This window comes from Sphingomonas sp. (assembly GCF_036677245.1).
In the GTDB taxonomy this organism is placed as follows: Bacteria; Pseudomonadota; Alphaproteobacteria; order Sphingomonadales; family Sphingomonadaceae; genus Allosphingosinicella.
On sequence record NZ_JAKFCG010000085.1, the window covers coordinates 1 to 10,510 of the forward strand.

Consider the following 10,510-nt stretch of genomic DNA (forward strand, 5'->3'; position numbering starts at 1 on the left):
ACCGCCCCTCCCTCTTCAGCGTCAGGGCTCAGCTCGGGCCCCATATTCGGCGGACCATGGGTGGACTTTGGTGACGGTCTCGGGTTAAGGACGGGCATGATGTCACGCCGCGGACTCCTCCTGCTTCGACTTACGCGCCCTTAGGCGCGCGATCTCGCTTGGGCCCAACGGGTCTTCAGCCACGGCGTCTAAGGGCCATTTCACCCCGAATGACAACCTGCACAGGAGCAGGAACGTGACAGACACAATCTTGATTTTCGACACCACCTTACGCGACGGCGAACAGTCTCCCGGCTGTTCGATGAACCTCGAGGAAAAGCTGCAGGTCGCCGAGCAGCTCGAGGCGCTCGGCGTCGACATCATCGAGGCGGGCTTCGCGATCGCCAGTCCCGGCGACTTCGAGGCGGTCAGCGCGGTCGCGCGCTTGTGCAAGAAGGCGACCGTTGCCAGCCTCGCCCGCGCCGCGCAGGCCGATGTCGAACGCGCCGGCGAGGCCGTGCGCCACGCCCAGAAGCCCCGCATCCACACCTTCATCGCCACCTCGCCGCTGCACATGCGGGTCAAGCTCGGCAAGTCTCCCGACGAGGTCTTGGAATCGATCGAGCGGTCCGTCCGGCTCGCCCGCAACTATTGCGACGATGTCGAATGGTCCGCCGAGGATGCGACCCGATCCGACCCCGACTTCCTGGCCCGTGCAATCGAGCTCGCGATCAACGCCGGCGCGCGCACGATCAACCTGCCCGACACGGTCGGCTACGCGACGCCGGACACCTACGGCGCGATGTTCCGCGACATGATCGCCCGCGTGCCGAACAGCGACAAGGCGGTCTTCTCGACCCATTGCCACAACGACCTCGGGCTGGCGGTCGCCAACACTCTGGCCGCAGTCATGGCCGGCGCTCGCCAGGTCGAATCGACGATCAACGGCATTGGCGAGCGCGCCGGCAATGCCGCGATCGAGGAGATCGCGATGGCGATCAAGGTCCGGCACGACGTGCTGCCGGTGCGCACCAACATCGTCGCCACCGAAATCACCCGCTCGAGCCGGCTGATCTCTGGCATCACCGGCTTCCAGGTGCAGCCCAACAAGGCGATCGTCGGCGCCAACGCCTTCGCCCACGAAAGCGGCATTCACCAGGACGGCATGATCAAGGATTCCTCGACCTACGAGATCATGACCCCGGAGAGCGTCGGCGTCAGCACGTCGAGCCTGGTGATGGGCAAGCATTCGGGCCGAGCGGCATTCCGTCAGAAGCTCGAGGAACTTGGCTACAGCCTCGGCGACAATGCCTTCCAGGATGCGTTCGCGCGCTTCAAGGACCTCGCCGACGCCAAGAAGGCGGTCTTCGACGAGGACATTGTTGCCCTAGTCGACGATGAGGTGCTGCGCGGCCACGATCGCATTCAGGTCAAGGAAGTCGAGATCTACTGCGGCTCGAACGGGCCGCAGCGCGCGGTGCTCACGCTCGACGTCGAGGGCGAGGAATTGACCACGACGACGCGCGGCAATGGCCCGGTCGATGCCTTGTTCGCCGCGATCCGCAAGCTTGTCCCGCACGACAGCGCCAAGCTCGAGCGCTATGAGGTCCATGCCGTCACCGGCGGCACCGACGCGCAGGCGGAGGTTTCGGTCCTCCTCTCCGAAGACGGCCGCACGACCCGCGGGCGCGGGGCGCACCAGGACACGATGGTCGCGAGCGCGCGCGCTTACGTCAACGCGCTCAACAAGCTGATCGTCAAGCGCGACCGTTCGCCCGTCCACAACCGCGCGGCGGTATAGAGATTTTAGAGCAGGCTGCGATTCCATCTCGTCGCAGCCTGCTCTAAAGACCGCGAACAAGGGCAAGGATCGGGAGCAGGTCGCGACACGGCTTGCTTCCAGGTCTAGCCGGGGGCTTAAGGACAGCAATGAACATCCATAAATTCGGCGGATCGAGCCTCCGCACGGCAGAGCATTTCAGCCGCGTTGCCGACATCATCGTCGGCGCGCCGCCGCCGCGCGCCGTGATCGCCTCGGCGATGAGCGGCGTGACCGACGATCTCGCCCGCGCGGTCGAGGCGGCGGCGCAGCGCGATCCCGGCTACCGCGAAATCGTCGCGGCGCTGCAAAGCCGCCATGTCGGCTTGGTCCAGGAGATCATCCCGGCCGCCGCCGCCGCGACCTTGATCGAGAAGATCGAGCGCGACGTCGAGGATCTCACCGAAGTGCTTCGCGCCGCGTGGATCCTGCGCGACGGCAGCCGCGGCACGTATGACATGGTGATGGGCCAGGGCGAGATCTGGGCGGCCGAGATCCTTGCCGCGACCCTCACCGCGCGCGGCCTCGCCGCATCGGCGATGGATGCGCGCGAGGTTCTGGTCGTCGAGCCCAGCCGCTCGCGCGCGGCACCGACCGTCGACTGGAAACGATCGCGCGAGCGGCTCGCTACCTGGAGCGCGGCGCATCCCACGAGCGACGTGCTGGTCGTGACCGGCTTCGTCGCGGCGACCGCGGATGGCGTGCCCGCGACGCTCGGCCGCAACGGCAGCGATTATTCGGCATCGATCTTCGCCGCTTTGCTCGACGCGCAGGAAATTCATATCTGGAGCGATGTCGATGGCGTGATGAGCGCCGATCCGCGGCTCGTCTCCGACGCGGTCGTGCTCGAAGCGCTCTCCTACCAGGAAGCGAGCGAGCTTGCTTATTTCGGCGCCAAGCTGATCCACCCGGCGACGATGGGCCCGGCGGTGGAGCGCTCGATCCCGATCTTCATCCGCAACAGCTTCAACCCCGCAGCGCCCGGCACCCGCATCCACATCAAAGGCTCGAGCCAGATGGTGAAGGGCTTGTCGACGGTCGAGTGCGTTGCTTTGGTCAACGTCGAAGGCACAGGCCTCGTCACCATACCGGGCATGACCAACCGCCTGTTCGCGGCGCTGCGCGAGGCCGAGGTGACCGCGCTGATGGTGTCGCAGGGGAGCTCCCAGCATTCGATCTGCATCGTGGTTCCGGAGCAGGATGCCGGCCGCGTCCGGCAGGTGCTCGAAGACGCCTTTTTCGCCGAGCGCCACCAGGGGCAGATCCAGACGATCGAGGTCGATCCCGACTGCACCCTGCTCGCCTTGGTCGGAGACGGCATGGCCGGCCACCCCGGCGTCGCCGCACGCTTCTTCGGTTCGCTCGGCAAGGCCGGCGTCAACATCCGCGCGATCGCGCAGGGGTCCTCCGAACGCAACATCTCGGTTGTCGTCAGCGGCTCGGAGAGCAAGCGCGCGCTGCGTGCTGCCCATTCAGGCCTGTATCTTTCGCCGCAGAGCATCTCGGTCGGTCTGATCGGCACCGGCACGGTCGGCAGCGTCCTGCTCGATCAGCTTGCCGACCGGGTCGCCGCAATCCGCGACGAGCTTGGCGTCGACCTTCGCGTCCGCGGCGTCGCCACCTCGCGCACGATGCGGCTCGACGAACGACGGATCGATCTTTCCGACTGGCGCGGCCAATTGCAGGACGCGCCGCCGTTCGACATCGACGAGTTTCTCGATCACGTCCAGACCGACGCCCTGCCGCATACGGTGATCGTGGATTGCACCTCGAGCGAGGATCTCGCCCACCGCTACGTCGGCTGGTTGCGGCGCGGCATCCATGTCGTCACGCCCAACAAGAAGGCCGGCTCGAGCGATCTCGCTTATTATGACGAGCTGCGCCGCGCGAGCCGCGAAAGCAGCGCCCATTATCTCTATGAAACGACGGTCGGCGCGGGTCTGCCGATCATCCAGACGTTGCGCGATCTGACGCAGACCGGCGATGAGGTGATGCGCATCGAGGGCGTGCTCTCGGGCACCCTCTCCTATCTGTTCAACTCCTACGACGGCGTGCGGCCCTTCTCGGAGGTTGTGGCGGAGGCGCGCAGCCGCGGCTTCACCGAGCCCGATCCGCGCGACGATCTTTCGGGCATGGACGTCGCGCGCAAGGTCGTGATCCTCGCGCGCGAGATGGGGCTTCGCACCGAGCTTGGCGACATCGCCTTGCAGGGGCTGGTTCCGCCCGGGCTCGAGCAGGGCAGCGTCGAGGATTTCCTGACCGCGCTGCGCGACCACGATCAGACGATCGCCGCGTCGTTCGAGGAAGCGCGCGCGCGCGGCGAGCGGCTCCGCTTCATCGGTTCGATCGAAGCCGATGGGACGGCGAGCGTCCGGCTGCGCAGCGTTCCGGCGACCCACGCGCTGGCGCGGCTCAACCTCACCGACAATCTCGTCCAGTTCGAGACGCGGCGCTACACGCCCAATCCGCTGATCGTGCAAGGTCCGGGCGCCGGCCCCGAAGTGACCGCCGCCGGCATCTTCGCCGATCTGCTGCGCCTCGCCGCCTATCTCGGCGCGTCCTGACCGCGGCTGGCGCACGAATCCGCACGCGCGCGTTGAGGCGGTGACGCAAAGCAGCAGGTGCCGGTGGCCAACGACATCCCTCCTCAGCCGATCGCAGGGCAGATCCGAGCGCTGACGCCAGCATTCGACAGCTTGATTGCGCGCGACGCGACGATCGAGCTGCTCGCGGAGGGTTTCACCTGGACCGAAGGGCCGGTGTGGATCGCGGATGGCGGCTATCTGTTGTTCAGCGACGTTCCGGAAAACCGCATCTATCGCTGGTCCCAAGCGGATGGCGTGTCGGTCTTCCTCGACCCGTCGGGCTATGACGGACCCGACCCTGCCGCCTTTCGCGAGCCCGGCGCCAACGGGCTGATCCCCGGCCCCGGCAACAGCATCCTTGTCGCCGACCACGGCAATCGCGCCATCGCCCGTCTCGACCTTACGACCCGCCAAAAGACCTTCCTCGCCACCCATTATCGCGGCAGGCGGTTCAACTCGCCCAACGATCTTGCGCAGGCGCGCGATGGCACCATCTACTTCACCGATCCGCCTTATGGGCTTGCCGGTCTCGACGGCTCACCGCTCAAGGAACTGCCGTTCAACGGCGTCTACAAGATCGATCCGAATGGCGCCGTCGCGTTGCTCGACGACAGCATCAGCTTCCCCAACGGTATCATTCTCTCGCCGGACGAGCGCACGCTCTATGTCGCCTGCTCCGATCCCGATCGCGCGATCTGGATGGCCTATGCGCTCGACTCTCGCGGCGATGTCGCCGGGCGCCGGATCTTCGCCGACGTCACCGACTCAGTCGATCCCGTCCAGAGACCCGGCCTGCCGGACGGCATGACGATCGACGCTGCCGGAAATCTCTTCGCGACGGCCCCGGGCGGCATCATTGTCTTTGCGCCGGACGGCACGATGATCGGCCAGATCAGTGTCGGGACGGCGATCGCTAATTGCACGTTCGGCGAGGACGGCCGCACCTTGTTCATCGCCGCGCATCATCGCCTCGCGAGAATCAGGACGCTGACCCGCGCGCCGAACACATGAAAAGGCCGGCCCCCACACTGTGGGAGCCGGCCTGATCGTCTGAGATTCGTCGCTTATTGCGGCAGATAGAATTGCGTCACCATGCAATAGAGCATCGGGATCGACAGCACCAAATTGGTGCGCGATGCGAGCATCGCGGTGCGTGCCGCTTTCGCCTTTGCATCGTCCTCGGCTGGCTTGAGACCGAGCGCCTTCTGCTGGTTCGGCCAGATCACGAACCAGACGTTCGCGGCCATGATGATGCCCAGCCACATGCCGAGGCCGATCACGCGATAGCCTTCCTGGAAGCTCAGCGCCGCGACCAGGTAGCGCTCCGCGCCGGTTTCGGCGACGACGATGCCGGTCAGCAGGGTCGCCACCGCGGCCCAGCGGAACCAGAACAACGCCTCAGGCGCGATATATTTGCTGACGCCAGGCTTCAGCTCGGCGGGCACTTTGGGCATCGTCGGAATTTGGACGAAGTTGAAATAATAGAGCAGCCCGATCCACAGCACGCCCGAGATCACATGGAAAAAGCGGAACCACCAATTGAGGTAGAGCTCGTCCATCTCGCCGTGATGCAGGCCGAACATCGTCGCCAGCAGCAGCACGACGCCGAGCGCCAAAGCCGTGTTCAAATTTCCCAGGATCTTGCCCATCACTGCCCTCCGTTGTGATTTGCAGGCAGTCTTACCCCAGCTTGGGCGGGCTGATAAGCCCGGAGTGGTCGGATGGCATTTTTTAGCTAGTCTGGCCGAGCCGCCACATGATGCTCTGCGAGAAGGGCGTCCACCAGCCGGTGCGCACGCCGGCCTCGCGCAGCATCGCTCCGGCCCATTCGTTGCATGTCGCAAAGAGGTTATAGCTGCCCCTCGCTTCGTAGAAGACGTCTGAAACGCCGTAGCCGCGTCCTCTCAGCGCGATCGTGCGGCCGTCGCTGCCGGTTGCGAAGCTGCTGGCGACGGAAGTGACCAGCCGGCGATATTGCGCCGGGCTGAGGATGATCGGCCGCCGATCCGCGCTCGGTGCGGGGTCGCGCTCGTGATAGACGTGGAGCAGCGAAGGCCCGTTCCCGAACGCCGCGCCGAGCGCCCGCCGAACTGTCAGGTCTTTCCATGCCGGCGTGTTCAGATAGAAATCGCGGTTGCCGTAGCCGATCGCGACATGGCTGCCGGCACGGCGCGGATCGTCGAGGTCGGTCGCCGGTGCCAATTTCCGCCAGTCCATTTCCGGCCGCACCGCAGGCATGACGATCCAGGTGTGGACACCATTGGTCTCGACGAAGATCGTGATGCCGTCCCGAGGCTGCGCCCATCCCGCGTTCGTCGGAATCAGCCCGCCGACCACCGCCGCAAGCAAATAGAGCAAAGGAAGGGCGACCAGCACCGCAATGCTACGGCCCGCGAACAGCAGTATCTTTTCGCGCTTGGAGCGAAGCCTCGTCACGACGCAAGTCTACCCGGGCGGCAAGCGCGGCGGAAGCGCTGCGTCTATTCGGCCCGAGGCGGCCGCCTCCGCTCGGCTATCCGAACAGCTTGTTTGCGATCTCTGCGACGTACTTCCCCTGGAAGCGCGCCCCGGCGAGCTCGGTCTCGCTCGGCTGGCGCGATCCGTCTCCGGCCGCGATCGTCGTCGCGCCATAGGGTGCGCCGCCGGTGACCTCGTCGAGCCGCATCTGCCCGGTGAAGCTGTAGGGCAGCCCGACCAGCACCATGCCGAAGTGAAGCAGGTTGGTGTGGATCGAGAACAGCGTGGTCTCCTGCCCGCCATGCTGGCTCCCGGTGGAGGTGAATGCCGCCCCGACCTTGCCGATCAGCGCGCCGCTGGCCCAGAGGCCGCCCGCCTGGTCGAGGAAATTGGCCATCTGCGACGACATTCGCCCGAAGCGTGTGCCGGTGCCGACGATGATCGCATCATAGTCCGCGAGGTCGGCGATGGCCGCGACCGGCGCCTCCTGGTCGAGCTTGTAGCCCGATGCCCGCGCAACCTGTTCGGGCACCAGTTCGGGGACCCTTTTGATCGCCACCTCCGCTCCCGCCTCGCGCGCGCCTTCCGCTTCGGCATGGGCCATTTGCTCGATATGGCCGTAGGCGGAATAATAGAGGACGAGGACCCTGCTCATGATCTGTTCCTTGCACGCGGGAGAATGGCTTCAACGCCTCCCCGCGTCGCTCGGTGCCGATCGCGATGCGAATATTCCCGCGGCGCTTCGACAAACCCGCAACGCTCCCCTAAGGACAAATGCATGGATGGATGGACGATCGGCGTCATCGGCGGCTCGGGCCTCTACGCGATCGATGCGCTCGACGAAGCCGAATGGATCCCGGTCGAAAGCCCGTGGGGCGTGGCGTCGGATTCGCTGCTGATCGGGCGGATCAACGGCGTCAGATTCGTCTTTCTCCCCCGCCACGGCCGCGGCCACCGCCTCGCGCCGGGCGAGATCGACTATCGCGCCAATCTCGATGTGCTCAAACGCGCCGGCTGCACCGATGTCGTGGCGGTCTGCGCGGTCGGCTCGCTCAACGAGCCATTGTCGCCGGGCACGTTCGTGGTCGTCGACCAGTTCGTCGATCGCACTGTTGCTCGTGCCGGCAGCTTCTTCGGAAGCGGTCTCGTCGCGCACGTCTCGCTCGCGGATCCGGTTTGCAGCCGCCTGTCGGGGCTGGTCGCCGATGCTGCAGAAAGCGCGGGCGCAAGGGTCGCGCGCGGCGGCACCTATCTTGCGATCGAAGGCCCGCAATTCTCGACGCGGGCTGAAAGCAGGCTCTACCGCGGCTGGGGGTGCGATGTGATCGGCATGACCGGAATGCCCGAGGCCAGGCTCGCACGCGAAGCCGAGCTTCCATACGCGTTGGTCGCGATGATCACCGATTTTGATTGCTGGCGCGAGAGCGACGATGCGGTCGAGCTTCCGGCGATCCTCGCCCAGCTCGAGCACAACGCTGATACCGCGCGGCGGATGATCGTCGCGCTCGCGCACGCGCTGCCCGCCCGGCGGCTCGCTTCGCCGATCGACCGCGCGCTCGATGGCGCGATCATCACCGCGCCCGAGGCGCGAGATCCGAATAGAGTGGCGATGCTGGATGCGATTTGCCCGCGCCTGTTGGCGGGATCGCGCTGAACGTCACTGGATGAGCGAAGCGGAAACGACGCGGCCGCTCAGTCGACTGGGCTGAGCTCGTTGACCCGCTGGGCGCGCTTCATGAAGTCGTCGGCGAGCTGACTATGCCAGGCCTTGGCGTCCGCGGTGACGGCACGCGCCGCTGCCATGGTCTCCTGGGCGGCCCGGCGAGAATAATAACGGTGGTCGGACTCCATGTTCGGCTCCCCCCATTCATCACATTTACGTGATGCAGCCAAAAACGTACCAACTCATTAACCGAGGAATACGAAATTCCACGGGAACCCGTCATCCTTGCAAAGCTTTGTTTCGGAGTCAACATAAGGGCGCAGTGTGTCGGGCGCAGCTGCTTCAAAAGCGCACGTCGTCCGGGCTTCCTAGGCGAAATTAGGTTGCCGCCAGCCATCTCGTGAGTCGCGTCCGGATAGACTGCCGTGCCGCATAGGCGTCGGGATCGAGGAACGTCTCCTCATCTCCCCCGTCCGAAGTTGGATCCGCTGGATTGTAGATCAGCAAATTTTCTGGAAGGCTCGGCCGCAGCCGTTCGCGCCCGCGCAATACATCCTCCGCGGCCTTCAGCGCGCGGACGACATCCTCTTCGGTATAGGGCTTGGCGAGGCAGCCGAGCGCCAGGTCGGGCATCGCGAACGGCGGCGCCTTGCCGGTTGTGAACAGGCAGGCGATGCCGAGCTCGTTCAACTTCACGGCGACGCTGAACCCGGTCGAGCCGCGCGCCAGTTGCAGATCGATCAGCGCCAGATCCGGCCGCCGCTCCTCGACTGCTTCCAACGCGGTGGCAAGATCATCCGCGATGTTCGTCACCTGAAAGCGCGGGTTGAGCTCGATCAGGTGCTTGAGCGTTGTTGCGAGCAACGGCTCGTCTTCGACGATAAGGATTTTGAGCATTGGCTGAGACCTTCCCCCGATTTCAACCCCGACTTCTCAGGTTCAGCGATGTTCAGGCAAAATCGAAGGGGAAGCGACTGGCGCGCCCCGCAAATGCGACGAACGATTCGAAACGCACGGCGAAACGACATCTTGTTGATAAAGGAGGAGAGATTCGTTGACGGCTGCGGAACAACCCGGCCTCTTCGCCGACGAGCCCGTCGCCCCGCAGGGCTTGATCTATCAGCCCGATCTGCTGAGCGCCGATGAAGAGGCGAGCATCGCCGCGGCGATCGCCCGGCTCGAGCTGAAGCCGTTCGAGTTCCACGGCTTCCTCGGCAAAAGGCGTGTCGTGTCTTTCGGCTGGCGCTACGTCTTCGACGGCAGCGGCCTCTCCGAGGCCGAACCGATCCCCGCCTTCCTTCTGCCGCTGCGCGAGCGGGCCGCGCGTTTCGCCGGCGTCGATCCCGGCGCGCTCGTCCACATGCTGGTCACCGAATATGCGCCGGGAGCGTCGATCGGATGGCACAAGGACAGGTCCGTCTTCGGTGATACGATCGGCGTGTCATTGCTCTCCGAATGCCGGCTGCGCTTTCGCCGTCGCAGCGGGCGCGGCTGGGAGCGCACGGCGCTGATCGCCGCGCCGCGCTCCGCCTATCTGCTGCGCGGCGCCGCGCGCGCGCTGTGGGAGCACAGCATCCCGCCGGTGGAGAGCCTGCGCTATTCGGTGACGATGCGGACCTTGGCCAGCGCGCCCGATCCGCGCGAAATCATGGTCGAATGATCACGATAAAGTGTTTCGACGCACTTTGATCAGTCGGCCGGAGTTGGAGCACCGCGCTCCACCGCCGCCTGCGCGTTGACCCATTCTTGAAGCGCCTTCAGCCTGAGGGCTATCTCCGAGGCAAGAAGTCCGTCTTGGAGGGCGGGATCATCAATTCCGGGGGTGGCGCCGGGAACGTTGGGCACTGCCGCTCGATCGCCACCACCGGCAGCGGTTGCGGCCGCTCCTGCCCGCAAGCGGAGCAGAGCATCGTAACGGCGCCTAAGGTCATCAAGCTCTTTACGGTGGTCACTGGCTTTCTCCATCGAGATCTGGGTGCGGGCTGCCTTGTCGTTCGCGACGTCCGC

General features: G+C 65.5%; 11 protein-coding genes. 5 read left to right on the forward strand and 6 right to left on the reverse strand.

What is annotated here, in order from left to right; genetic code table 11:
- The first annotated feature begins 235 nt into the window (after positions 1-235).
- The 3 genes from V6M48_RS10270 (at position 236) to V6M48_RS10280 (ending at position 5,394) form a co-directional block, all read left to right on the forward strand.
- Positions 236-1,780: a 2-isopropylmalate synthase gene (locus V6M48_RS10270; RefSeq protein ID WP_332812448.1), complete on the forward strand. Its 1,545-nt coding sequence runs from the start codon at positions 236-238 to the stop codon at positions 1,778-1,780.
- Between the two features lie 128 nt (positions 1,781-1,908).
- Positions 1,909-4,362 (forward strand): bifunctional aspartate kinase/homoserine dehydrogenase I, encoded by a 2,454-nt coding sequence (gene thrA, locus V6M48_RS10275; RefSeq protein WP_332812449.1) that lies wholly within the window; start codon positions 1,909-1,911, stop codon positions 4,360-4,362.
- Between the two features lie 63 nt (positions 4,363-4,425).
- Entirely contained in the window at positions 4,426-5,394 is a 969-nt protein-coding gene (locus tag V6M48_RS10280) for an SMP-30/gluconolactonase/LRE family protein (protein ID WP_332812450.1), read from the forward strand.
- A 53-nt stretch (positions 5,395-5,447) separates the two neighbouring features.
- Here V6M48_RS10280 and V6M48_RS10285 read toward each other — a convergent pair whose 3' ends face one another.
- The 3 genes from V6M48_RS10285 to wrbA form a co-directional block, all read right to left on the reverse strand.
- A complete protein-coding gene (locus V6M48_RS10285; RefSeq protein WP_332812451.1) occupies positions 5,448-6,032 on the reverse strand; it encodes a urate hydroxylase PuuD in 585 nt (194 codons plus the stop codon).
- A gap of 82 nt (positions 6,033-6,114) precedes the next feature.
- Positions 6,115-6,819, reverse strand: a complete 705-nt coding sequence (locus V6M48_RS10290) for a TIGR02117 family protein (protein ID WP_332812452.1) — start codon at positions 6,817-6,819, stop codon at positions 6,115-6,117.
- A 76-nt stretch (positions 6,820-6,895) separates the two neighbouring features.
- Positions 6,896-7,495: an NAD(P)H:quinone oxidoreductase gene (gene wrbA, locus V6M48_RS10295; protein WP_332812453.1), complete on the reverse strand. Its 600-nt coding sequence runs from the start codon at positions 7,493-7,495 to the stop codon at positions 6,896-6,898.
- Positions 7,496-7,618: 123 nt separating this feature from the next.
- Between wrbA and mtnP the strand changes: the two genes are divergently transcribed.
- A complete protein-coding gene (gene mtnP, locus V6M48_RS10300; RefSeq protein ID WP_332812454.1) occupies positions 7,619-8,494 on the forward strand; it encodes an S-methyl-5'-thioadenosine phosphorylase in 876 nt (291 codons plus the stop codon).
- Between the two features lie 38 nt (positions 8,495-8,532).
- On the opposite strand, the gene V6M48_RS10305 is transcribed toward mtnP, so the two are convergent.
- On the reverse strand, positions 8,533-8,691 hold the full coding sequence (locus tag V6M48_RS10305; protein WP_332812455.1) for a hypothetical protein: 159 nt from the start codon (positions 8,689-8,691) through the stop codon (positions 8,533-8,535).
- 190 nt (positions 8,692-8,881) lie between these two features.
- Positions 8,882-9,400: a response regulator gene (locus V6M48_RS10310; protein ID WP_332812456.1), complete on the reverse strand. Its 519-nt coding sequence runs from the start codon at positions 9,398-9,400 to the stop codon at positions 8,882-8,884.
- 157 nt (positions 9,401-9,557) lie between these two features.
- On the opposite strand from V6M48_RS10310, the gene V6M48_RS10315 reads away from it, so the two are divergent.
- On the forward strand, positions 9,558-10,163 hold the full coding sequence (locus tag V6M48_RS10315; protein ID WP_332812457.1) for an alpha-ketoglutarate-dependent dioxygenase AlkB: 606 nt from the start codon (positions 9,558-9,560) through the stop codon (positions 10,161-10,163).
- A gap of 29 nt (positions 10,164-10,192) precedes the next feature.
- Here V6M48_RS10315 and V6M48_RS10320 read toward each other — a convergent pair.
- On the reverse strand, positions 10,193-10,510 hold a 318-nt coding region (locus V6M48_RS10320), incomplete at its 5' end, for a hypothetical protein (protein WP_443019087.1).

What these genes read in the sequence shown, in the direction of transcription:
- thrA (WP_332812449.1), top strand. Translation starts at nt 1,909, where the DNA reads ATGAACATCCATAAATTCGGCGGATCGAGCCTCCGCACGGCAGAGCAT.
- V6M48_RS10285 (WP_332812451.1), bottom strand. Translation starts at nt 6,032, where the DNA reads ATGGGCAAGATCCTGGGAAATTTGAACACGGCTTTGGCGCTCGGCGTC.
- wrbA (WP_332812453.1), bottom strand. Translation starts at nt 7,495, where the DNA reads ATGAGCAGGGTCCTCGTCCTCTATTATTCCGCCTACGGCCATATCGAG.
- mtnP (WP_332812454.1), top strand. Translation starts at nt 7,619, where the DNA reads ATGGATGGATGGACGATCGGCGTCATCGGCGGCTCGGGCCTCTACGCG.
- V6M48_RS10305 (WP_332812455.1), bottom strand. Translation starts at nt 8,691, where the DNA reads ATGGAGTCCGACCACCGTTATTATTCTCGCCGGGCCGCCCAGGAGACC.
- V6M48_RS10310 (WP_332812456.1), bottom strand. Translation starts at nt 9,400, where the DNA reads ATGCTCAAAATCCTTATCGTCGAAGACGAGCCGTTGCTCGCAACAACG.